Source organism: Microvirga sesbaniae, from assembly GCF_025460805.1.
Taxonomy (GTDB): Bacteria; Pseudomonadota; Alphaproteobacteria; order Rhizobiales; family Beijerinckiaceae; genus Microvirga; species Microvirga sesbaniae.
Genome location: NZ_JAMXFJ010000002.1, coordinates 261,343 through 285,209, shown reverse-complemented (window position 1 = coordinate 285,209; position 23,867 = coordinate 261,343). Strand labels below are relative to the sequence as shown.

Below are 23,867 nucleotides of genomic sequence, written 5' to 3'. Positions count from 1 at the left end.
TTCCTTCTCCCCGTGACGAGGCGCGGCCGCCTCGTCAGTTGGCCGCGGGAACGAGGCGCGCGAAGTTTCGCGACGCCTGATCCTGCAACCATGCCTGATAATCGCTTGCTTCCTGAACGATCACCTTTCCGCGCATCTGCGGGTGTCCGACGCCGCAGAGTTCCGCGCAGAGGATCTCGTATTCCCCGGTTCGCGTCGGCGTGAACCAGATGTAGGAAATCTGGCCCGGCACCATATCCATCTTCGCGCGGAACTCCGGCACATAGAAGTCGTGAAGGACGTCCGCGGAGCGCAAAAGCGCCTTCACCGGCTTGCCCACCGGCAGATGCAACTCGCCGCCTTCGATGACGACGTCGTCGTGCGATTTGGGATCGTCCTTGTTCAGCCCCAGCGGGTTGTCCGGGCTGATGAGGCGCGTGTCCGAGGTGCCGAGGCGGCCATCCGCACCCGGCAGGCGGAAGCTCCACTGCCATTGCTGGCCGAAGACCTCGATGTCGGTCGCGTCGTCCGGAACGGTGATGAACTGCCTCCAGACGAACAGGCCCGGCGCCAGCATGGCGGCCACGCCGAGCCCGGTCACAATGGTCAGCCACCATTCGAGACGCTTGTTCTCGGGCTCGTAATGCGCCTGCCGGTCGCTCTGATGGCGAAACCGGTAGATGCAATAGGCCATGAACAGGACAACGGCGACGAAGACCGCTCCGGTGATCCAGAAGGTGATGATGATCGTGCTGTCGATGTAGCGCCAGTTCGAAGCGATCGGCGTCCACCACCAGGGGCTGACGAGGTGGAATACAACCGACCCGATGGCTACCAGAACCAGTATGAGCGCTACGGCCATTCTTCACCCATCCTTGCCGTAAGAGGCCTCGGATCTGAAGCAGAAGGCAATAACTTCGCGACGCGATTACATGGATTTTGGTCGGAAAACTCCACAAGAGAATTCAACCGAAACAAAACCGTAAGCAAAGCCAGCTGTAGGCGAGCTGCTCTACATCTGAGCAACTTGATGTTAGCCAGCAGCTCCGTCAAAAAGTTACACCGGGTCATCCGCCGGGTCAATGAGCCTTGGCTATCGCTCCACAGTACAGGATAGAATTACGCGATTTTCCCGGTGGTCGACGAACAGTTCTCATTTTTGCCACATTCGGCGCAATCGCACGATGCGAAGGTGAACCGGCTTCCGGTCAGCCACGAATGTTGTCGGCCGACAGGCGAAGGACCATTCGAGCCCGAGCCATCTCGGATAACCCGCATCTTCTATTGAAAGTATATTTTCCTCGATGGCGCCTGTGACCTTTCCTCAACTATCATTCCAAAATCGGAACGTCAGGGTTTTGCCGTTGGGGAAACTGTGATTAGGTGCCTCCCGGTCAACTAGGCAGATCGGGACCGTACGCCGAACTGGGCGCGATGGGCTGGTGGACCGGGAAGAGATCCGAGTTGGCCAGGGAGATCGTGCCTCAATTGCGGTGGCTGAGTAACAAACGACGGATCGTAGTCCCCGTTCTCGTAGGCGTTCTGTCCAGCAGCCTGCCGATCGCGCCTGCCTTCGCTCTTGATCTCTTCGGATGGTTCCGCGGCACGAGCGACGCGCCGCCCCCGCCGAGCCCACAGGCCCTGCCTTACTCCCTCGATATCGTCGTGGGCGGCGACAACAGCGACCTGAAGCAGACGCTGAAGGACGCCTCGACCCTTCAGAGCCTGCAATCGGATCCCCCGCCCGATGCCGCTGCGCTGGTCAGCCGCGCCGAGGCCGATCTGCCCCGCCTGATCGATGCGCTCTGGGGGGCCGGGTATTACAATGCCCGCGTTACGATCACCGTGGCCGGGGTCCCGCTGATGCTGCAGGCCTCCCGGACGGATGCGGCGACCCGGGCGGCTTCGGGCTATCTCGCGCGTGCTCTCGTGCCGGTCCACATCGTGGCCGATCCGGGGCCGCAATTCGCCCTGAGGGAAGTCGCTGTCGTGGACGCAAGGACGGGACGTCCCTTCCCGCCGAGCGAGCTTCCGCCCAGGGTCGTGCAGATCAAGCCGGGAGACCCGGCGCGCTCCGCCGACATCGTTGCCGCCGAAGCACGGATCGTCGATCATTTCCGCGCCCAATCGCGTCCCTTCGCCAAGATCCAGCGGCAGGATCCCGTGGTGATCCATCCGGCCGCGGCCATGGATGTGACCCTCGCGGTCGAGCCCGGTCCCCGCGCCGGGATCGGGGAAATTTCGATCAGCGGAGCGGAGAATGTCGATCCCGCGGTGGTTCGCTCCTTTATCTACACGGAGCCCGGTGATCCGTACTCGCCCGCGGAACTCGCATCCATGCGCAAGTCGATCTCTCAGATCGAGGCCCTGTCGTCGGTGCGCATCCGCGAGGGCACGACCCTCGACGCCTATGGCAACCTGCCTCTCTTCGTGGAACTGACCGAGCGCCCGCTGCGGGTCATCGGGGCATCGGTTCAGTATTCGACCACGGACGGACCTGCGGTCCGGGCCTATTGGGCGCATCGCAACCTGTTCGGCGGCGCCGAGCGGTTGCGGCTGGAGGGCAGCATCTTCTATCTCACCGAGGACGGGGGCGATCCGAACCGGAACCAGGATTTCACCTGGGACAACCTCGGGGGACGGTTCCGCGCGAGCTTCCTCAAGCCCGCCCTCTGGGGGACTCGCAACGACTGGCTGGTCGACGGCCTCGTCGAGCGGGACAGGACGGAGGGCTATACGAGCCGCCTCGTGAATGCGAGCACCGGCATCCGCCACCGCTTCAGCGACACCTTCTCGATCCAGGGCGGAATCGAATACGAGAAGGGGCAGGCCACCGACGTCCTCGGACAGATCGACTACACCCTGGTCGGCTTTCCGTTGTCCGTCAGCTACGATTCGACCGACAACCTCCTCAATCCCACCCGGGGCATGCGGGTGCTCGCCTCGGTCGCGCCGTACCCGGAATTCCTCGGCTCCACGGTGCCGATCACCATCGCGAAGGGAACGGCCTCGGCGTATTTCTCTCTCGACGAAGAGGCCCGCTACATCCTCGCCGGCCGGATCGGCCTGGGCTCGATCGTCGGCGCGGATCTCGACGAGATCCCGGCCAACCGGCGCTTCTACGCCGGCGGCGGCGGTTCGGTGCGTGGCTACCGCTACCGCACTCTCGGTCCGACCTATCTCGGGGAGCCGATCGGCGGCCGCAGCCTCCTCGAGGCCTCGCTCGAGGCCCGCATCAAGATCACCGATACCATCGGCATCGTTCCTTTCGTGGATGCCGGCACGGCCTTCGAGTCGAGCTTCCCGGACTTCGACGAGACCATCCGTGTCGCGGCGGGCCTGGGCCTGCGCTACTATACGGCCATCGGCCCCATCCGCCTGGATGTCGCGATCCCGGTCAATCCGGGGCCTGGCGATCCGTCCTATGCCATCTATGTCGGAATCGGGCAGGCCTTCTGATGATCAAGCCAATCCGCTCCCTCGCTCTCCTGTCGATCGTCGCCGCGCTCACCTTCGTGGCCTTCTGGCTGATCGGAGGACGCCCCAGCCAGGCTCAGAGCGACCAGGGCGTTCTGGCCAACCTGATTTCACGTCTTCTGTCGACGCCGACCACACGGGTCACCATCGGCAGCATCGAGGGCGCGCTCTCGTCGAACGCGGTCATCCGCGACGTGCGCATTGCCGATCGGGATGGCGTGTGGCTGAACCTCGATCGTGCCCGCCTCGTTTGGAGCCGCACGGCCCTCCTGACCGGGCGCCTCCAGGTCGACGAGCTGAGCATCGACCGTCTTCAGATCGCGCGCAGACCGCTGCCGGCCGAGGAGGATGCTCCCGTTTCCGACGAGCCGATCCTGCCCGACTTGCCCGTGCGGGTGATCGTGGATCGTTTCGCTCTCCAGGAACTCAGCCTCGGCCAGCCGGTGCTCGGCACGCAGGCGAGGCTCTCGGCGGCGGGCTCCGCCCAGCTCGGAAACCCTTCCGAGGGACTCGACCTGACCTTCGAGGCGCAGCGCCTCGATGCGCCCGGTCGCATGTCGATCGATCTCACCTACGTGCCGCAGACGAATCGACTGGCTCTCAATCTCATGCATCAGGAACCGGCCGGCGGTATCGCCGCCCGGCTGATGGATCTGCCGGGACTGCCACCCGTCGATCTGAAGCTCGCCGGGCAGGGGCCCTTGAGCGACTTCGCCGCCCGGCTCGATTTCTCCGCCGGGCCGACGATCGGTGCCGCCGGGACCGCGACCGTCAGACGGACAAACGCGGCTTACGACGCGAACCTGGATCTCGCGGCCCGCATCGAGGGCTTGCTGCCGGCACCGGCCGCTCCGGTCTTCAGCGGCACCACCGAGGTGGTCGGCAACGTCACGGTCGGCGACGACGGCAGCGTGCGGTTCCAGCCGGTCCGCATCACGTCGAATGTCGCCCGGTTCGACATGACCGGAACGGTCAGCTCCGGTCAGGTTCTCGATCTGACCCTCAACGCCCGTGCCCTGCCGACCGACGGCACGAAGACCCGCGCCGGAGAGGCGGAAATCGCCCGGCTCAACTTCGACGGCACGGTGCAGGGGCCGTTGACGGCTCCCCGCATCAACGGCTCGCTCGACGCCGCCGAGATCCGCCTGCCGGAAGGCGCGCTCGACACGCTGACCGCCCGTATCGCGATGAACCCGGTGGAAGGCGTCTCGCCGCCCGACCGGTTCTCCTTCGCCATCGACGCCAACGCGGCGGGGATCCGGCCGGTCGACCGGGCGCTCGCCCGCGCGGTGGGGCCGACGCTTTCGGTCACCTCGCGCGGTTCCTTCGGTCTGGACGGGGTTGCCGATGTGGAGACGGCGCGCATCGAGACATCCACGGCCCAGGCCGGATTCTCCGGACGGGTCGGGAGCACGGTTCTCGACGGCAAGGTCGATGCCCGAGTTCCGGCCCTGTCTTCCTTCTCGGGCCTCGCGGGCCGGCCCCTCCAGGGATCGGCCACGCTGACCGCGCAGTTGTCCGGCAACCCGCGCCGCTACGACATGGCAGCCGTCGTCGATGCGCGTTTACGGGAGCTTTCGACTGGCGTTCCGTCGGTCGACGGTCTTCTCGGGCGGACAGTCACGGCTGCCGGCACGGTGCGGCGCATCCCCAACGGCTTCGGCTTCGAGAACCTCCGGCTCGACGGGGCGCATCTCGACGCCAGGATCGATGGGCGCGCCACCCAGTCGGCGGCCGACCTGGGTTTGGACGTGACCATCGACGAGCTCAAGCAGGTGGATCCGCGGATCACCGCCGGCCGGGCCAACGTCATGGCTCGTCTCGCAGGCTCCCTTGAGCGGCCAGACGTGAAAGGGGTCGCGACCTTCACTGACATACGGGCCCTCAACCGGTCCGTGCCGAGCCTCGCCGTCAGCCTTGACGCCAAGGATGTGACGGGCGCCCTGGACGCGGCGCTCACGCTGGATGGACAGGTGGACGGAAAGCCCGCGACGGGCTCCCTGCATCTCACAAGGCCACAGGCCGGAGGATGGCTTCTCGACCGGCTCGACATCGACATCGGCTCCGTGGCGCTGAACGGAAATCTCACCCTGAGTGCCGGCAATCTGGCGCAGGGCGAAGTCAGGCTGTCCGGAAGCAACTTCGACGATCTCTCGCCGCTCGCGCTGACCAAGCTCGATGGCGCCCTCGAGGCCGTGGTCTCGCTCAACGTCGGCAACGGCGGTCAGAACGCTCAAGTGACCGCGCGGGGCGCGCGCTTCGCCGTGGCGGACATATCGGTGAGGGACTTCGATGCCAGGCTCACCCTCCAGGATCTCTATCGCCGTCCGGTGATCGACGGGACGGTGTCCACCGAGGCTCTGACGGCGGGCGGACAGACCTACCGGACCGTGCGCTTCGTGGCGAACGGCACGCCGCAGGCCTCGCAGTTCACGGCATCGGCCGTGGGCCAAGGGTTCGATCTCGACACGCAGGGCCGTCTCATCCCCGGCGACGCGACACGGATCGAGCTGGCGAGCTTCAGCGCCCGTCGCGGCGGCCGGCGCCTGGCTCTGGCGCAGCCGGCCGCCATCACGCTTCAGAACGGCGCCGTCACCCTGTCCAACCTGGTGATCGCGGCGGATCAGGGCCGGGTCACCCTGAACGGCACGGTGGCGGACAGGCTGGATCTGACGGTCGACGTCCGCAGCCTGCCGCTTCAGGTCGCCGATATCGTGGTGCCCAATCTCGGCCTCGCCGGCACGGTCAACGGCAATGCGTCCATTGGCGGGACGGTGGCAAGTCCGACCGGAACCTACCGGGTCAATGTGTCAGGTCTCGCCACGGCCGAGACCCGCCGGGCCGGCCTGCCGGCGCTCACCATCGACGCACAGGGGCGGCTCGCCGACCAGCGCGCCGGTCTCGACGCGAGGATCGCCATCGGCCGAGGCGGAACCCTGCAGGTCTCGGGCAGCGTCCCCCTGAGCCCGTCCGAGGAGCTTGCGCTGAGGGTGTCGGGACGCACCGATCTCGCCATCGCGAACTCCTTCCTGTCCGCATCCGGTCGGCGGCTGACAGGAGCTGCCAATCTCGACCTGTCGATTGCCGGCGCGCTCTCGAACCCGCGGATCGAGGGCAGCGTCACGCTGGCCAACGGCAGCTTCGTCGACGCCCTCCAGGGCATCCAGCTCAACGGCATCGCCGGGCGCTTCGTCGCTCGCGGGAAGGTGCTCTCCATCGAGAACCTCACGGCCCAGACGCCGGCCGGCGGATCCCTGGCGGCCCGCGGCCAGGTGGCCATGGATCCCGCCGCGGGGCTGCCGGGCGACATCCGCATCACCGGCAACCGGGCCCAGCTCGTCTCCAACGAGACCGTAGAGGCGAGCGCCGACCTGGACCTGACGCTTTCGGGGCCGCTCCTGAGCCGGCCGCGGGCCGCGGGACGGATCAACATCATCTCGATGAACGTCTCCGTGCCCGATCGGCTGCCCACCACCCTGCGACCGCTGCCCGGCACCCGGCACGTGCGCCCGACCCCGACCGCCGCGGCCCGGCTGGCCCTCGCCAAGCGGCGGCAATCGGCGTCCGCGCGCGGCACGCCGTTCCGGGCGGAGCTCGACCTGACGCTGACGGCGCAGAACCGCATCTTCGTGCGCGGACGCGGCATCAATGCCGAACTCGGCGGCGACCTGCGGCTCCAGGGCACGACCCAGGATCCCATCGCCATCGGGGCCTTCGAGCTCCGGCGCGGCCGCTTCGACCTTCTGGGCCAGCGGCTCGATTTCACCCGCGGGCGGCTGGACTTCACCGGCGACCTCACGCCGTCGCTCGATTTCCTGGCCGAGACGCAGGCCGGCGACGTCACCGCGCGCATCGGCGTCACGGGACCGGCCTCGAGCCCCCAATTCACCTTCAGCTCCGAGCCCGATCTGCCGCAGGACGAGGTGCTCTCGCGCATCCTGTTCCAGCGGCCCTCGGGCGGGCTCTCGGCCGGACAGGCCCTGCAGCTCGCACAGGCGGTCGCGCAGCTCTCCGGCGGGTCCGGCAACGACGCGTTCGAGCAGCTGCGCCGGTCGCTCGGGGTCGACAGCCTCGACATCACGGTCGGGGCGGGCGGGGGCCCGGGCGTGGGCGTCTCGCGCTACATCAGCGACAACGTGCGGGTCGGCGTCAGAGCGGGCGCGCAGCCGAACGAGAGCGGCGTGACGGTCGACATCGACCTGACGCGGCGCCTGAAGGCCCAGGGCGAGGTCAACGCCGAAGGCGGCAGCTCCGTCGGGCTGGGCTTCGAGATGGAATATTGAGCCCGTGAGGGAGAGGCGCCGCCGGCGCCTCCCGTTCGCGAGGATCAGTCGACCTTGGCGCCCGAGGTTTTCACCACCTTGGCCCATTTCTCGTGCTCGGACCTCACATAGGCCATGAGCTCGTCCGGGCTCATCGGCCGGATCTCGCCGCCGAGATCGGCGAAGCGCTTCTGCAGCTCCGGCGTCTCCAGGGCCTTGCGGACCTCCTGGTTCAGCTTCGATGTGATCTCGGGCGGCGTGCCCTTCGGGGCGAACAGGGCGAACCAGCTCGAGGCCTCGAAGCCCGGCAGCCCCGCCTCGGCGAGGGTCGGCTTGTCCGGTATGGCGGGCGACCGCTTGGACGAGGTGACCGCCAGCGCCCGCAGGTTGCCGCCGCGGACCTGCTCGATGGAGGAGGGCAGGTTGTCGAACATCACGTCCACCTGGCCGCCGATCAGGTCGTTCACCGCCGGGCCGCTGCCGCGATAGGGAACGTGGGGCATCTCGACCCCGGTCATCTGCTTGAAGAGCTCGCCCGACAGGTGGATGGAGGTGCCGTTGCCCGAGGACGCCATGGTCAGCTTGCGTGGCGCCGCCTTGGCCTCGGCGATGAATTCCTGGACATTCGTCGCCTTCACGGTCTTGGGGCTGACCACCATCAGGTTCGGCACGCCCGCCACATAGGCGACCGGGGCGAAATCCGTGAGGGCGTCATAGGGCATCTTGGCGTAGAGGCTCGGATTGATGGCGTGGGTGCCGACGGTTCCCATCACCAGCGTGTAGCCGTCGGGATCGGCCTTGGCGACCGCATCGGTCCCGATATTGCCGCCCGCGCCGCCCCGGTTCTCGATGACGAATTGCTGCCCGAGGGACTGGGACAGCTTTTCACCGACGAGCCGGGCGAAGATGTCCGTGGTGCCGCCTGGCGTGAACGGCACGATCAGGCGCACGGGCCGGGACGGATAGGCGGCCAGCTGGGCGGGCGCGGATCCGGCGGCGAGACAGGCGGAGGCACTCAGGGCAAGGCCGAGCAGAACCCGGCGCGTGGGGCTGGAGGGGAATGGCATTGCGGCTCCCTGGAGATCGAATGTCGTTGGCCGCATGGACATGCCGGTGCGGCACCCGCCATGAGAGCGCAAGGTCCCGGGGGAGGCAACGGCTTTCGCGCCTCCGTGGCGCCGGCGAGGAGGCTCAGGCGCTGAAGAGCTCCGGGTTCTCGGCTTCGACCCGGGGCAGGGCGCGCAGGATCTCGGTGAGATGCCGGCGCATGGCCTCGGCGGCGGCATCCTCGTCGCGGCCGTCGATGGCCGTCACGATGGCGCGGTGCTGGTCGATCAGGGGCAGCATGGCCTCCGGGCTCGGCAGCGTCAGCTGGCACACCCGGTCCATATGGGCCTTGATGTCCTGAACGGCCTCCCAGGCCAGCGGGCAGCCGGCGCCCTCGGCCAGGGCGATGTGGAACAGCTCGTCGTAACGCTGGAAGGCGTCGTGGTCGTTCCGCCGGGCCGCCTGCTCCTGCATCTCGAGAAGGTTCTCGATCCGCTCCCGGCTCTGCGGGTCGAAGGACGAGCAGGCGCGGCGCACGACGGCCGTCTCGATGGCCTCCCGGACGAACCGGGCCTCCATCATCTTGCGCACCGAAATCTTGACGACCGTGGTGCCGCGCTGCGGCTGGATCTCCACCAGCCGGGTGCGCGCCAGGCCGATCAGCGCCTCCCGCACCGGCTGGCGCGACACCCCATGGCGCTCCGCGATGTCCTGCTCGGAAAGACGGCTTCCGGGGGGCAGCTCCAGGGCGATGATCAGGCGGCGCAACTCGCTCTCGATGCGCTGGGCCGCTGAGCCCTGGCCGACGGGAAAAGTCGTGTTCACGGCACTCTCATTCTTTTGGCGGGTTGCGTAACATATAAGTGCATACTACCATACATTGGTCGACCAGGTAAGCCGCGGCAAGCGGCGTCTGGTCTCGTCCCGATGGGTCGCATGGGCCCGGGGCGGAGGACAAGCCGTCCGAAGGCTCGGTCCGAAACCATAAAGCATCTGAGGAAGCCTAAGGAGAAGATGATGTTCACCAGAAGAACTCTCGCCGCAACCGCCCTCGGCGTGTGGGCGGCCCTCATGAGCGGCGCGGCCGGGGCCCAGACGACGCTTCGGTCGGCCGACATCCACCCGGACGGATACCCCACGGTCGAAGCCGTGAAGTATTTCGGCTCCCTGCTCGAGAAGAAGACCGGCGGCCGGTACAAGGTGCAGGTGTTCCACACCGCGCAGCTGGGCCAGGAGAAGGACACGATCGAGCAGACCCGCTTCGGCGTGATCGATCTGAACCGGATCAACATGGGCCCGTTCAACAACCTCATCCCCGAGACGCTGGTGCCGTCGCTGCCCTTCATCTTCCGGTCGGTCGACCATATGCGCAAGACCATGGACGGCCCCGTCGGCGACCAGATCCTGAAAGCCTTCGAGCCCCATGGGCTGGTGGCGCTGGCCTTCTACGATTCGGGCGCCCGGTCCTTCTACAATTCCAAGCGCGCCATCAACACGCCCGCCGACCTCAAGGGCATGAAGGTGCGGGTGATTCAGTCGGACCTCTTCCTCGACATGGTGAACGCCCTCGGGGCCAACGCGACCCCGATGCCTCCGGGAGAGGTCTATTCGGCGCTCCAGACCGGCGTTGTGGACGGGGCCGAGAACAACTGGCCGAGCTACGATTCCTTCCGTCACTTCGAGGTGGCAAAATTCTACTCGCTCACCGAGCACTCCATGTCGCCGGAGGTGCTGGTGATGTCGAAGAAGAGCTTCGACAAGATGTCGCCCGAGGACCAGAAGGCGGTGCGCGAGACGGCCAAGGAATCCGTCGTGAAGATGCGCGAACTGTGGGAGGCCCGCGAGAAGGAGGCCGAGAAGAAGATCCGGGCCAGCGGCAGCCAGATCAACAACGTGGACAAGCAGCCCTTCATCGACGCCATGAAGCCCGTCTACGAGAAATACGCCAAGGACGCGAAGGTGAAGGAGCTCGTCTCCCGCATCCAGGCGATGAACTGACCCGGCCTGCACCTCTGTCGCCTCGGACCGGCTGGCGCATCGTGCGGACGAAAGCGGACCACGGGAGTGAAAAGTGGATCCGTTTTTCCGCCCAGAACGATGCGCCCGTCAGGAATGAGCATCGGTCTCATCCCAGAAGGGCAGCTCCGCTTCTGGGTCAGAGGCTCGAGCCGGTCCGTCTTCGCCTCCATGGAGACTTCACCCGATGCGCGCTGAACTTGCCGCGCTGTCCCGCATCCTCGCCGCCGTGAACCGGGCGGCGCTCTGGATTGCCGGGATCGGCCTCATCCTCATGACCGCCTTCGTCGCCTGGCAGGTGTTCGGCCGTTACGTGCTGAACGAATCGCCGAGCTGGACCGAGCCCGCCTCCCTGCTCCTCATGAGCTGGTTCATCCTTCTCGGCTCCGCCGTAGGCGTACGCGAGGGCAACCATCTCGGCTTCGAGATCGCGTTGCACTACGCCCCTCATGGCCTGCGCACCATCATGCTCGCCGTCACCGAGGTGCTCGTGATGATCTTCGGCGGCGCCATGGCCTGGTACGGCACGCTGCTGGCGGTCGAGACCTGGTCGGCTCTCATGCCGGGCCTGCCCATTCCGCAAGGGTTCGACTATGTGCCGCTTGCGGTCGGCGGCGTTCTGATCGCGCTCTTTTCCCTGGAAAAGCTCGTCCGTCTCCTGCTCGTCGGGGAAGAAGTTCCCCTGGTGCGCGTGGACGAAACCCATCTCGTCGCCGTGAAGGATTGAGTCAATGGAGATCTGGGTTCTCTTCGGCGTCTTCACGCTCCTGCTCATCGTCGGCACGCCGGTGGCGTTCTGCCTCGGCATCGCGTCGCTGGCCACCGTGCTCTACATGCAGCTGCCGCCTGTCGTGGTGTTCCAGCAGCTCAATTCCGGCATGAACGCCTTCGCCATGATGGCGATCCCGTTCTTCATCTATGCGGGCGATCTCATGATGCGCGGCGGCATCGCCGACCGCCTGATCCGTCTGGCGGCGGGCTTCGTTGGCCATCTGCGCGGCGGCCTCGGACAGGTGAACGTGGTGGCCTCGACCCTGTTCGGCGGTATCTCGGGTTCGGCCATCGCGGATGCCTCCGCGATCGGCGGCATCATGATCCCGCAGATGGAGAAGCGCGGTTACGCGAAGGATTACAGCGTCAACGTGACAGTGAACGCCGCCATCATCGCGCTGCTCATCCCGCCGTCGCACAACATGATCATCTATTCGATCGCGGCCGGCGGCACGATCTCGGTGGCGGATCTGTTCACGGCCGGCGTGGTGCCGGGCTTCCTTCTGGCCGCCGCCCTGATGATCACCGCCTACGTGGTGGCCGTGCGCCGCGGCTATCCGGCCGACCCGTTCCCGGGCTTCAGGATGCTGACCTATTTCCTGGTTTCCGCCGTGCCGGGCATCTTTCTGATCTTCATCATCTTCGGCGGCGTCCGCTCAGGGATCTTCACGGCGACGGAGAGCTCGTGCATCGCGGTCGTCTATGCCGTGCTCGTCACGGTCTTCGTCTATCGCGAGATGAACTGGGAGAGTTTCGTCGAGGCGACGCTCGGGGCCGTGCGCACCACCGCCATGGTGCTGCTCGTCATCGGGACGGCGAGCGCCTTCGGCTGGCTCATGGCCTTCCTGCAGGTGCCGCAGGCGACCATCGCGCTCATGAAGACGGTGTCGGACAACCCCATCGTGGTGCTGCTTCTCATCAACGTGATCCTGCTGGTGCTCGGCACCTTCATGGACATGGCCCCGATGATCATCATCTGCACGCCGATCTTCCTGCCGGTGATCAAGGCCTTCGGCATCGATCCGGTGCATTTCGGCGTGATCCTGATCCTTAACGCCGGCATCGGTCTCAACACGCCGCCGGTCGGCTCGGTGCTCTTCGTCGGATGCGCGGTCGGCAAGATCACCATCGGCGAGGCCATGAAGACGATCTGGCCCTTCCTGGGCGCCAGCATCGTCGTGCTGCTGCTCGTCACCTACATCCCCGGCCTGTCGCTCTGGCTCCCGGCCCTGTTCCGCTGATCTCACGCACGAGAGCTGGTTCCCCTTGTGTGACATCAGCTCTCTTCTTTGGTTCGCCGCATCGTTCAACGGCGAACCGGATCCACTTCGCCGAAAATGCACCAAAGAGGTAATGATGACCATCGAAGTCCGGCAGGTATGCCATCCCGAGGCCGTACGCCACTTCAGCTCGGCCGAGCTGCGCCGACATTTCCTCATCGAGACCCTGTTCGTCCCCGGCGCGGTGACGCTGACCTACAGCCATATCGACCGGCTCGTGGTCGGCGGCGCGACGCCCACCACCGGAGCGATCCGGCTCGGATCGCACAAGCAGATCGGCTCGCCCAACTTCCTGGATCGGCGCGAACTCGGAATCGTCAATCTCGGCGGCGCCGGGCGCGTTCATACCGACGGCGAGACGCACGATCTCGCTCCCCGCGACGCGCTCTATGTCGCCATGGGGACGAAGGACGTCGTCTTCGAGAGCCTCGACGAGGGCGCGCCGGCGAAGTTCTATCTCGTCAGCACGCCGGCCCATGCCCGTTTCGAGACGGTGAAGATCGGTCTCGACCGGGCCCGCCGGGTCGATCTGGGCGACGCCGCGAACGGCAATGTCCGGACGATCTTCCAGATGATCCATCCGGAGGTATGCCGCTCGGCCCAGCTCGTCCTCGGCATGACCCAGCTGAAGCCCGGCAGCATGTGGAACACCATGCCGGCTCATTGTCATGACCGCCGCTCGGAGGTCTACGTCTATTTCGACATGCAGCCCGACACGCGCGTGTTCCACTTCATGGGCGAGCCCCACGAGACGAAGCATCTCGTGGTGGCCAACGAGCAGGCGATTCTGTCGCCGGGCTGGTCGATCCATTCCGGCGTCGGCACCAGCAACTACACCTTTGTTTGGGCCATGGGCGGCGACAACCAGGACTTCACCGATATGGATATGGTGCCCATGGAGGCGCTGCGGTGACGGCCTCGTTCGATCTGACCGGCCGGACGGCGGTCGTGACCGGAGCCAATACCGGGCTGGGGCAGGCGATCGCCGTGGCGCTGGCGCAGGCCGGGGCCTCCATCGTGGCGGTCGGCCGCTCGGCCATGGACGAGACCGAGCGCCTGTGCCGCGACACCGGCGCCGGCTTCCGTGCCGTCCAGGCGGACCTGTCGAGCCTGGACCCCATCGAGCAGATCGTCGGTGAGGCTGTCTCGCTCGGCAGCCGGATCGATATCCTGGTCAACAATGCCGGCATCATCCGCCGGGCCGATGCCATCGACTTCACGGAGAAGGACTGGGACGACGTGATGAACGTCAACCTCAAGTCCGCGTTCTTCCTGTCGCAGGCGGCCGCCCGCACCATGCTGGCGGACGGGCGCGGCGGCAAGATCATCAACATCGCGTCGCTCCTGTCCTTCCAGGGCGGCATCCGCATCCCGTCCTATACGGCGAGCAAGAGCGGCCTGGCCGGCCTCACGCGGCTTCTTGCCTGCGAGTGGGCCGCCAAGGGCATCAACGTGAACGCCATCGCGCCGGGCTATTTCGTCACCAACAACACCGAGGCGCTCCGCCACGATCCGAAGCGAAGCGCCGACATCCTCGGACGGATCCCGGCCGGACGGTGGGGAGATCCGGCGGACCTCGCCGGCGCCGCCGTCTTCCTGGCATCGCCCGCATCGGACTATGTCCACGGCATCGTCCTGCCGGTGGACGGCGGCTGGCTGGCGCGCTGACACCATACTGGAGGAACCATGAACCGTATCAACGAGCCTTTCGCCTTCGACAGCACGATCGACTGGGAGCCCGCAGGCGAGGGCATCCGCCGTAAAGTCCTCACCTACAATGCGGAGGTCATGATGGTCCGCGTGGCCTTCCAGGCCGGGGCCGTCGGCACGCCCCACGCGCATCCGCACATCCAGTGCAGCCTCGTCGAGGCGGGCGTCTTCGATGTCACCATCGCGGGCCGGACCGAACGTCTGAAGCAGGGCGACAGCTTCCTCGTGCCGCCGAACGCCGTCCACGGGGCGGTTTCCATCGAGGCCGGCGTGCTTCTCGACGTCTTCACCCCCATGCGCGAGGACTTCGTCTGAAGCATCGGACGTGTCATCAAACAAACGCCCGATGCTTCAAGCTTTTGGATTAAAGCATCTTTTCGCGCAAAACCGGTTCCCACTTTTGCGCCCGATGCTTCAAGCCTTTGCCCTGGAGCATCTTTTCGCGCAAAACCGGTTCCCACTTTTGCGCCCGATACTCTAGGCCTCGGCCCGGCGTGGACCAATCACCAGATGCGGCGAAACTGACATCGGTCATCGCGAAGGCCTAGCTTCACTTGAACCAACCAGTTTCTATCGGAGTGTGAAGGGTTTCCATCGCTTCCGGCGCAGCTGTTGAGCAAAAGCCGGACACTCTTTCCGCAGCCCATGGATTCCATGGCGCAGAGACGCCCGGCGGGTCATCGAGACGTGGGCGTCATTCCGCCTTCAACAACCTCGGTGCGGAGGCAGAGGTGACAGCAGAGCTCCCGCTGCGCGAAGAGTGCATGCTGGCGCTGCACATGCTTCAGAACAAGCCCACGATTGGTGGAGCGGGATTGCGGACCTTCTTCGGCATTGCAAAGGCGTGGGGTCCGAGCACTGATGAGCAGGTCGCAATCCTCATAAATCCTGCGGCGCCATCGAACCGGGAACAAGATCTCAACGACCGCGGGCTCAGAGGCCGATTGTCTGAAAGCCTGGGCATAGCGGATGTTCAGATCATCGCATTTTTGGTTCTAAAGCGGCACATCGCGGAAGGAGACTGAACGTCAGCTCGACGCGCGAACACCCGACGCTCCTGTGATGTAGGAAATATTCCCGGGTGACCCGAAGCCGACCTTCATCGACGACGTCTTCATGTCTCACACCTGATCTGTGAACTGGAGGGGCCTACAGGGCCAGGTGCAAACAATCATTCAGGAAAGATCCGTCATTCAGCCCACAAGATGCTCCAGGTACCTTCGCAGCACCCTGCGGATATGTTCGATTGCCTGTCGGTCCGCCTCGCGACCACTCGCTTCGAGCGCAACCACCACCTTCATTTGCTGCAGCAGCATGACAGCCAGCCCAGGCATCGCCTCTGGCGGCAACGGTGGCCTCGTCGATGCAAGCGACTGTTCAAGGCTCTCCTCCAGCCTGGTCCGTGAAGCGAGCTTGCGCGATGTCTCAATGTCACGTCTGGCGGCAAGCGTTGGAAACGCTGGGTAACGGGCCAGGAAGCCCGTCAGTGTGTCGAACAGAGCATCTGACATGGCAGCTGGCGTGTGAGCTTCCGTGCTGAGGCCAACTAAGGCTTGATCCAGTTGGTCGAGGTACTCGGCATGAACCTCGGCTGCGATCAGCTCCTTCGTCGGATAATACTGGTACAGCGAGCCGATCGAGGCACCGGCCCGCGCAGCGATCTCCGTCATCGTAGCAGCCTCATACCCGCGCTCAGCAATCACCTGTCCAGCGGCTGCTCGCAGGGCGGCAGCCCGCGCCTTGCCGCGGGCGAAGCGAGGTGTGCGCCCCACATCGGCTCTCGATCCTGTTGACATATGTGAGGATGTCCTCATATCCATAATGTGAAGGATGCCTCATATTCATCATCTTCATCGTCAACCGCAAGCCTTGAAAGGGCTGACCCGATGGCACTTGGCCTCGATCCCCGCGCCACTGCTCTCCTGCTGATCGATCCGCAGAACTGGACCCTGGGCATGCCCATCCAGCCGCACCCCCGTCACGAGCTCGTGCAGCGGGCAGTTGCACTTGCGAAGGCGTTAAGACGTGCCGGCGGCACTGTCATCCTGACGCGGGCTGCGTTCTCAGACGGCTATGCGGACATGGTTCGCACGCCCGTCGATGTCGAGCTGAGGGTGCCTGAAGGTGGGATCCCGGCAGCATCGCTCGCATTCGATGATGCGGTCGAGACGGCTGGCTACGATGTGGCAATCACCAAGCGCCAGTGGAGCGCCTTCTATGGCACCGAACTCGACCTGCAACTGAGACGGCGGAACATCGCGACGGTGCTGATCGGAGGTGTGATGACGAACTTCGGGGTCGAGTCCACGGCGCGAGATGCCTGGCAGCACAACTACAGCACCATCGTGGTCGAAGATCTTTGCTCGAGCCTTGCTGACGATATGCACCGCTTCTCGGTCGAGAAGATCCTGCCGCGCGTGGCACGCGTACGTTCGCTCAACACCGTGCTGGCGAACCTACAAACCGCGTAAACGTTTTGGATTGGTGCCACTAGCGCCGGTTGGGCACCGGTAGCACCATTGGAAGGTCGCTTCCTGGCGCGGGACCGACCTCAGATGTTCTTCCACGCCGGTGGGATGAGCGGATGCACGCTATTGAGATCGTGGCTGACGCGCCGCACGGCTTTCGGGTCCTGGACCACCGAGATCAAGGGCCAAGAGCGTTGCAAGGGGGACCAGATCGACACCCCTAAAATCCTCCCTGGCGCGTGCTCCATGAACGACCCGACGAGAAATTGAACAGAAACCAGGAAGGTCAGCTCATGGCGCCTCTCGGAAGGGGACCAGTCTGGTCGCGAGAGGAACACCGGACGTTCCCGAAAGTCAGGGGATAGGCAGACGATGACCCGGAGCGGTCTGTTCCTGCCGGAACGCTGTCAAACCTCGATGTTGAAGTGGCACAATCGCGCGACCATGACGCGGGGAAGACGCACAGCCTCAAGGCGCACGAAGCCGGCATATAGGACCGCCCCAAGCGAGGGCCCAACGATGTAGATCCATGGGTCCATCGGGACTCTGGCGATCAGGGCAGGTCCGAATGACCGCGCCGGGTTTGCACTGGCCCCGGAGAGGGGAGCCTCCAGCCACACCAACACCGAGAGCACGACCGGGAGCGCCAACGGCGTGAAACGACGGGTACGAGGATGGGCCGCCATGGTGAAAATCGCCAGGATGAGCAGAAACGTCACTCCTGTCTCTCCGAGGGTCGCGGCCCAGATGGGAACGTCAGTCCCCGGCTGCGTCGCACCAAACGCCACGCTTCGTCCCATGTGACCCCAGCCCAGAAGAGGCCAAGCTCCGGCAGCGCTGCCGGCGAACTGAGCCAAGATGTAAAACACGGCATCGCGCCACGCCAGCTTGCCCTCCAACCAGAACGCGACCGTTACGGCAGGATTGATATGTGCGCCGCTGATGCGTCCGACCGGCGAAACAGCGATCAGCGCGCCGACCGAACCGAACAAGCCCCCGGTCAGAAACAGGCGCCAGCCTTCGCTCGGGATCATCCTTGCCCCCGGACTGCCTTGCCCAAACATGAGAATGACCACCGACACGCCGACCAGAACCAGCAGGGCCGTTCCGATGAACTCTGCCACGTACAGGGCAGGGTGCAGCCGCGCTGGCGGCAGAGGACGGCCGTGCAGAGGCCTGTCCCCGGCCAGAGGCGAAAAGGCCCCTTCAGCCGGCATGGTCCGTCATGGTCGGCGACGCTGGGGCCGCACGACTCAGGCTCCGGGCCGCTTCCTGCTGGAAAACCGCATGCGCGCTCTCAAACTGGCTCGGTTGGATGATCGGAACGGTAAGGCAGACGCTCTGTGTCGGCAGAACTCTACGCCATCTCTGAATCAGGAGCTGGTAGGCTTTGCCGACCGGCCGGATGTTCCGATCCAGATCGTAAAGGCCGAGAGCGTTCACCCGGCCGTTCTCCTCCCGCAGGGCCGTATCCCAGTCGACCTGATCCGTCAGCGAGTACCAAGTGAATCCGACGATCGGAACGCCGCTGTTGCGCACCCGCATGACATTCGCCCATTCCTTCCTGAGCCAGGTCACGGCTTCGTCGCCGTTGGCGCCTTGAGCCAGGTTCGTCTCCGTATGCATGACGGGAAGACGATAGCGCTCGTAATATTGCCGGGTGATCTCCGCATAGCCGAAGATCTCGCCCGCAGCCCATGTGCGTCCGTCGGGAGCGACGCGGTGTTCGTTCGTCACGTAGTAGTCGTTGCCCATGATGCAGTGCTGCCGCAGGCGATGCGTCATGAAGAACTGGTACTCGTCGCGGGCCATGCCGTTGTCGAGGAGAAACTGGTACATCTCGGAATCGACACGGCGGCCGTAATTGAGATCCAACGACAGGAACCGACGCGCATTCATGATCTCTGCGTTGCCGATCGCATCAGGCTCGTCGGCATGGAAATATTCCGATGACTCGCTCTGAATGAAGATCGCGTCAGGGCGGATCTCGAGAATGGCCGCCATCGCCAGAATATTCGCCTTCACGATGTGCTTGAGCGCCGTCACGAAGGCCGTGTCGCTGCTCATCTGCTCGTTCCACCAGCCATAGGCGGCCGAGAAGGTCGCGCAGATGAACATCTCGTTCACGGGCGTGTAGAGTTGCACCCAGGGAAAGCGCTGCGCAAAGGCGCGTGCATAATCCGCGAACAGCGTCGGGAAATCAGGATTCTGGAAGTTGCCGATCCAGTCCGGAACCCCGAAGTGGCAGAGATCGACGATCGGAACGATGTCCATCGTCTTCAAGAGGCCGAAGGTCTGATCCGGGAAGCTCCAATCGTACCGGCCCTGGCTCAACCAGACGCGGTGGATCGGCGGGCCGTAGCGCAGATAGCGGATGTCGAGTTCCTGAAGGAGTTCGAAATCCCTGCGCCAGTGCTTGTAATGGCCGCATTTGTCCATCTCATCGACACGGACGGTGCCGTTCTTGATCGTCGGATAGCTGTTCTCGATGCCGGTTGCGAACATAAACCAGGGCGCTGCCATATCGGGCCTCCAACGGGGCCCACCAGGCACCCTTGAGCAAGGCGGTCGGGCTGATGGCCCGGCCTACACAAATCAACTGGCCTTTGAGGGAAGCATAGGGCGCCGACCAGCCGCAGAAAAGATGCAGAGCGTCTGCCGGCCTATTTTCCTACGACGTGCCTCTCATCGTCGCGGCAGGGCACCGTTCTTTGACGAAAATGCGGATGTTGTCTGCGACTTCCTTTGCAGCCTCGAATGGAAGAAGATGCCCGGCGCCTGCAATTTCGACCCGAGAGGCACCGGCAAGCCGCGGCATGACCTCGGCGGTGATGACGGCAGGCGAGATGACGGGATCCTCGCTCCCGCCCATAACCAGAACCGGGCAGGCCACCCGCTCAGCCTGAGCCGTGATGGTCTCGCGACTGCCCTGCGCGAGCCACCAGTGCCAAGCCTCGGCCGAGGTCATCAGATTGTCCGCTATGCAGATATCGGCCGAGGCCGCGGAGATCGGCCGCCGCGTGATCGTGCGCAGGGTTTGCTCCGCGGAGGCTCGGTCGCCATGGGTCGCCAGCAGTCGCGCACGCTCGCTTTCGGCCATCGGCTCAGGCGAGGGTGGTGAAGGAGCCACAAGGACCACGCCGGCGAGACCCGGAGGTGGATCGGCCGCGCAGGCGAGCGCCAGCTTGCCGCCCATGGAATGGCCGACGATAACATAGGAGCCAAGACGGCGGCCTGCGATGTGCTGCATGATCATTCCACCGACCGCATCCACACTGAAAGCAGGCAGCGGCGGCGAGCGGCCGAAGCCGGGAAGATCGATCTCCAGGCACCTGTATGCGCGCGACAAATCCTCGGCCACATGAGCCCAGGACCGTAGGGAGCCGGCGAAATAGTGCAGCAACACCAAGACCGGCGATCCGGTGCCCTGGTCTTTCTCATGAAGGATGGGCGCGCTCATATTGTCACCGTCAGTCGCTCGAAGCGATCCAGAGCAGACCATGCCTGCGCGGCGGTCTGATAGGTTGGCGATCGGGTCCCATTTAATGCCGAGGAGTGACTATCCTACGACGCTCATCGAGCTGCTGGAAGACGATTTCCGCCTCTCCCCCTCCTATAAGAGGATACGACTGAACCTGTGGGCTCCTCATCCTCAGGTCTCGTCTTCTTCCGGCACGGACTCGATTCTCGCAATATTCCAAGCGCGGTGGCCAGCCTGTCGTTCCAGCCCTTCAACCCGTCGAAGCAACTGCGTCGTGAGTGTCGCTTCGCGCCGAAAGCCTTCATCGCCAGGGTCGCCCCCCAGCCGCAGTTGCATGTCACGCATCCTTGCTTCAAGGGCCCTCCTCAGGACGCCCAATTGCTCCTTCTCCAGTTCGAGCAACATAGCAACGACTCCTGCAATGAGCATACATATGCTGCGAGCATCCTCTCGACCCGGGCTGCAACCGTTTGTCGATCAGCTGATAGGTCGCATTATCGCGAGCCTGATCCCTTGCGATGAGGGGGCCTGTTCACGCTTCCGGTGATCATGACATCATCCGTGTTGGCCGCGAGCTTGCTGCCAGACCTGACCGCATCCGTGTTCCATGCGATGTTTTCTGCTGGAAGCAAATGGGCGACAAGCTTGCGGGTTGCACGGGAAAGGTGCTTGCCTGCCTGGGCTAAGGGTTTGAAGTCCGTGAGATTGTGGGAGCCACCAGGTTTACCGGTGAAGACGCGCAGCCCATCTGGAAACATCACCATGTCACCGGCGCGCAAGGTGCTGTCGGCCAGCAGCATCGGAACAGGATTGGGAATTTCTCCCACCGGTTTTGGCTCGACTGGCTTTTTGATCTCTGGCTGCTCGACAGCAACAGGCTTCAGACGCGGTCGAGCTTTGCGCCGGGGCTGCTCAAGGGCGGGATCAGACTGGTACTCGAAGGGCTGCGGTGCCGGGGCCGGGGCAGCTGGTTGGGTCAGGGCTCGTAGGAAGCCGAAGAGACCTTGAGCTTGCGCGGGGACGCTGCCGATGATGACCGGAAGGATCAGAGCCACCGCCAGAGCGCTGCAAGGCTTTACGGGGGTTACAAGCAGCATTCCGAGCTTTGGCATGTCCACCTCCTATGATGCAGGAAGCAACGTGGCCAAGCTATTCCCGTTCCTACTACTTTGTTGCAACCGAAAAATAAGCACAAGTTAACGAATCCCAAGGAATCGGCTGGAACGGAAGAGCCAATTGTTGGTTGATTTCCCACCTCAATGAAGGAGAGGGATCAGGTTCGGAATGTCCATGAGCCATGCAGAGTCCGAGGACTGGCCGGAAGGCCACCTCATCATTATCCCTCATGCATGGCGAGGCGATGGCCTCTGGACCGACATACAGTCGGAGGCGCAGGAGCGGATCGGCGCGACCTTGCGCGAGATGTATGCCGAAGTGCTCCAACGACCCCTTCCTCCAGGTTTGGAGAGGCTGGTCCACCGGATCGAGGCACGGCCGGAGACGCTCCTGTATGAGTGTTGAGGAACCGCTGCGGGACGAACTCCTCGCCGCCATGCTGAGCCCACGCACCTTTGCCACCTCTCACGAGTGACCGAGATCGTGCGGATGACCTGGTTCAGGACACCATCCTGCGCCCTTGGGCCAATGCCGACACATTCAAGCGCGGCGCGGACCTCAATGCATGGCTGTTCACGATCCTGCGCAATCTCTTCCGCTCCGAGTGCCGCAAATACAAGCGGGAGCTGGTAAGACCCAGACGGAGCCCTCGCCGCGCGCCCCAAAACGCATCCGGACCAACCGAGCCAGCGCGACGTCGAGGACCTTCACTCAGCCTTGGGGACGCGATGGGTTGCAGCACAGGGACTGAGCCACGAGGAAGCTGGGGCAATGTGCCAAGTGGTGGTCGGCCCGGTCAAAGATCGGGTTGCCAGGGCAAGATCAAAGCTGGCTTGCGCTCTGGGCCTCACGGGTGAGGCCGACCTGTGTCCTGATGATGGGACCAAAGCGGCTCCGGCAGTCAAACGAATAGCGCGCCGTGCGAAAAAGTGGACCCGGTTTTTCGCAGTCGAAGGTGCGTCACTCAAGGGGATGAGCATCGGAATCGGATCCAAACGTGGGTCCACTTTTGGATCCGATGCTCTGGCCCTCACAAAAATCTGAAGCGCAGTGTCGAGATGGAAAATGTTCCTGATCACTTGATCCGGGATACCAAGGCGTTGTATGAGAACAAGACAAGAACAAAGATCGTTGAAGTGAGTCGCACGTCCGGAGATGCGAAATGCTCGGTGAAGTGAATTTTCACAGCAGACCACAATGGCGCACATGGGCTGAGTACAGCGTCCTTGCTGCCTCACTCGTCGCGGCTATCACTGTTTTGGCAACGGCTTAGAACGTGAGGGGAGCCTTGGCCCAACGTGCTGCCGGTCGGCCCAAGTTCCCGGCCAAGCGCTGTGCACGATCAATGCGGGTCAAAGCAGCTTCGATCTTCGCGGGGAGTGGCTGGCGGATGATATCGGTGTAGAGGCTACGCAGGTCCTCACCAATGGTTCGCAGAAGCTCCTCATCCGACATCATGGAAACCCGTCTTCCACCCTCGACGCTGCTTCCCATTGCCGCCTCCAAATCACCGCACCAGTAGATGTAACGGGTCGTTGAGGAAGCGTTAACCATATTTTAGAGAGCCTGTGGATAATGGCTAGAACATCGGACCCAAAAGTGAACCCACTTTCGATTCCGATGCTCAACCCCTTGAAGGGCGCACCTTTCGAGACGAAAAGCCGAGTCCACTTTTCCGCACGATGCGCTAGAGCATCGGACCCAAAAGTGGACCCACTTTTGGGATCGATTCCGATGCTCACATCCTTAAGCGGCGCATCGTTCGGAGCGGAAAACCGAGTCCACTTTTCCGCACGATGCGCTAGGCTCACAGGCAGCAAACCGCTTGTTCTCCTTTTGGAGGACGAAGCTCTGACCGCACTCTACATCCAAGATGAGTTACAGGAAGCGGGCTATGGGGTTGCCGGACCCTCCACGACCTTTGCCGCCGCCCTCGACTGACGTCGTATGGCCACGCCTGACACGGCAATCCTGGATGCCGCTCTGAAGGATGACACCTGCCGCGAGGTTGCCCTGGAGCCAAGGAGCCGCGCGGTCCGGTTCACAATCTCCTCAGGCTATGAGGCTGATCGAGCACCAATGGCTGAGTTCGGCCATAGCACGGGGAACGAGAAGCCCGTTCTCCCCTCAATGCTCGTACCAGTCTGTCGGCAGCAGCTTCTCCTCGGCCGCAACTAAACTATCAGAAATAGTAGGGTATTTGGCCTGAACCCAAGCGCGCCGAGCCCGTTTTCATTCCTGTGACGTTGGTGTTAGCTCC

At 64.1% G+C, this 23,867-nt stretch carries 20 protein-coding genes; 11 read left to right on the top strand and 9 right to left on the bottom strand.

The window, feature by feature from the left end:
* Positions 1-34: 34 nt before the first annotated feature.
* Positions 35-841, bottom strand: a complete 807-nt coding sequence (coxB, locus tag OCW50_RS03955; protein ID WP_262270152.1) for a cytochrome c oxidase subunit II — start codon at positions 839-841, stop codon at positions 35-37.
* Positions 842-1,443: 602 nt separating this feature from the next.
* Between coxB and OCW50_RS03950 the strand changes: the two genes are divergently transcribed.
* Positions 1,444-3,438: an autotransporter assembly complex protein TamA gene (locus tag OCW50_RS03950; protein WP_262296514.1), complete on the top strand. Its 1,995-nt coding sequence runs from the start codon at positions 1,444-1,446 to the stop codon at positions 3,436-3,438.
* Positions 3,438-7,739, top strand: a complete 4,302-nt coding sequence (locus OCW50_RS03945) for a translocation/assembly module TamB domain-containing protein (protein WP_262296513.1) — start codon at positions 3,438-3,440, stop codon at positions 7,737-7,739. The genes OCW50_RS03950 and OCW50_RS03945 overlap by 1 nt, the downstream gene beginning before the upstream one ends.
* 44 nt (positions 7,740-7,783) lie before the next feature.
* On the opposite strand, the gene OCW50_RS03940 is transcribed toward OCW50_RS03945, so the two are convergent.
* Both OCW50_RS03940 and OCW50_RS03935 read right to left on the bottom strand, forming a co-directional pair.
* Positions 7,784-8,785 (bottom strand): Bug family tripartite tricarboxylate transporter substrate binding protein, encoded by a 1,002-nt coding sequence (locus OCW50_RS03940; protein ID WP_262296512.1) that lies wholly within the window; start codon positions 8,783-8,785, stop codon positions 7,784-7,786.
* A gap of 124 nt (positions 8,786-8,909) precedes the next feature.
* Positions 8,910-9,590, bottom strand: coding sequence for a GntR family transcriptional regulator (locus OCW50_RS03935; protein WP_262270148.1), 681 nt, complete (start codon positions 9,588-9,590; stop codon positions 8,910-8,912).
* 192 nt (positions 9,591-9,782) lie between these two features.
* On the opposite strand from OCW50_RS03935, the gene OCW50_RS03930 reads away from it, so the two are divergent.
* The 7 genes from OCW50_RS03930 to OCW50_RS03900 all read left to right on the top strand — a co-directional run bounded on the left by OCW50_RS03930 (position 9,783) and on the right by OCW50_RS03900 (position 15,567).
* A complete protein-coding gene (locus OCW50_RS03930) occupies positions 9,783-10,763 on the top strand; it encodes a TRAP transporter substrate-binding protein (protein ID WP_262296511.1) in 981 nt (326 codons plus the stop codon).
* A gap of 205 nt (positions 10,764-10,968) precedes the next feature.
* On the top strand, positions 10,969-11,508 hold the full coding sequence (locus OCW50_RS03925) for a TRAP transporter small permease (protein WP_262296510.1): 540 nt from the start codon (positions 10,969-10,971) through the stop codon (positions 11,506-11,508).
* A 4-nt stretch (positions 11,509-11,512) separates the two neighbouring features.
* On the top strand, positions 11,513-12,793 hold the full coding sequence (locus OCW50_RS03920; RefSeq protein WP_262296509.1) for a TRAP transporter large permease: 1,281 nt from the start codon (positions 11,513-11,515) through the stop codon (positions 12,791-12,793).
* Positions 12,794-12,908: 115 nt separating this feature from the next.
* Positions 12,909-13,745, top strand: a complete 837-nt coding sequence (gene kduI / locus OCW50_RS03915; protein ID WP_262296508.1) for a 5-dehydro-4-deoxy-D-glucuronate isomerase — start codon at positions 12,909-12,911, stop codon at positions 13,743-13,745.
* On the top strand, positions 13,742-14,500 hold the full coding sequence (gene kduD / locus OCW50_RS03910; RefSeq protein WP_262296507.1) for a 2-dehydro-3-deoxy-D-gluconate 5-dehydrogenase KduD: 759 nt from the start codon (positions 13,742-13,744) through the stop codon (positions 14,498-14,500). Before kduI ends, kduD begins: the two co-directional genes overlap by 4 nt.
* Positions 14,501-14,518: 18 nt before the next feature.
* Complete coding sequence (locus OCW50_RS03905) at positions 14,519-14,857, top strand: cupin domain-containing protein (RefSeq protein WP_262270142.1); 339 nt, start codon at positions 14,519-14,521, stop codon at positions 14,855-14,857.
* 416 nt (positions 14,858-15,273) lie between these two features.
* The gene (locus OCW50_RS03900; protein WP_262296506.1) at positions 15,274-15,567 is read left to right on the top strand and encodes a hypothetical protein; all 294 of its coding nucleotides are present in this window, start codon (positions 15,274-15,276) and stop codon (positions 15,565-15,567) included.
* A 168-nt stretch (positions 15,568-15,735) separates the two neighbouring features.
* Here the strand turns inward: OCW50_RS03900 and OCW50_RS03895 are convergent, their stop codons facing one another.
* Positions 15,736-16,338, bottom strand: coding sequence for a TetR/AcrR family transcriptional regulator (locus OCW50_RS03895; RefSeq protein WP_262296505.1), 603 nt, complete (start codon positions 16,336-16,338; stop codon positions 15,736-15,738).
* 90 nt (positions 16,339-16,428) lie between these two features.
* Here OCW50_RS03895 and OCW50_RS03890 point away from each other — a divergent pair, with 90 nt between their 5' ends.
* Entirely contained in the window at positions 16,429-17,013 is a 585-nt protein-coding gene (locus tag OCW50_RS03890) for an isochorismatase family protein (protein ID WP_262270139.1), read from the top strand.
* A 404-nt stretch (positions 17,014-17,417) separates the two neighbouring features.
* On the opposite strand, the gene OCW50_RS03885 is transcribed toward OCW50_RS03890, so the two are convergent.
* The 5 genes from OCW50_RS03885 to OCW50_RS03865 form a co-directional block, all read right to left on the bottom strand.
* Positions 17,418-18,227 (bottom strand): MIP/aquaporin family protein, encoded by an 810-nt coding sequence (locus OCW50_RS03885; RefSeq protein WP_262270138.1) that lies wholly within the window; start codon positions 18,225-18,227, stop codon positions 17,418-17,420.
* Positions 18,217-19,533: a family 1 glycosylhydrolase gene (locus OCW50_RS03880; protein WP_262296504.1), complete on the bottom strand. Its 1,317-nt coding sequence runs from the start codon at positions 19,531-19,533 to the stop codon at positions 18,217-18,219. The genes OCW50_RS03885 and OCW50_RS03880 overlap by 11 nt, the downstream gene beginning before the upstream one ends.
* Positions 19,534-19,681: 148 nt before the next feature.
* Positions 19,682-20,470 carry an alpha/beta fold hydrolase gene (locus OCW50_RS03875; protein WP_262296503.1) on the bottom strand — a complete coding sequence of 263 codons (789 nt, stop codon included), beginning with the start codon at positions 20,468-20,470 and terminating at the stop codon, positions 19,682-19,684.
* Between the two features lie 192 nt (positions 20,471-20,662).
* The gene (locus OCW50_RS03870) at positions 20,663-20,896 is read right to left on the bottom strand and encodes a hypothetical protein (RefSeq protein WP_262270135.1); all 234 of its coding nucleotides are present in this window, start codon (positions 20,894-20,896) and stop codon (positions 20,663-20,665) included.
* A gap of 89 nt (positions 20,897-20,985) precedes the next feature.
* Entirely contained in the window at positions 20,986-21,603 is a 618-nt protein-coding gene (locus tag OCW50_RS03865; RefSeq protein WP_262296502.1) for a hypothetical protein, read from the bottom strand.
* Between the two features lie 459 nt (positions 21,604-22,062).
* On the opposite strand from OCW50_RS03865, the gene OCW50_RS03860 reads away from it, so the two are divergent.
* Entirely contained in the window at positions 22,063-22,464 is a 402-nt protein-coding gene (locus tag OCW50_RS03860; RefSeq protein ID WP_262296501.1) for a sigma factor, read from the top strand.
* Positions 22,465-23,867 lie beyond the last annotated feature (1,403 nt).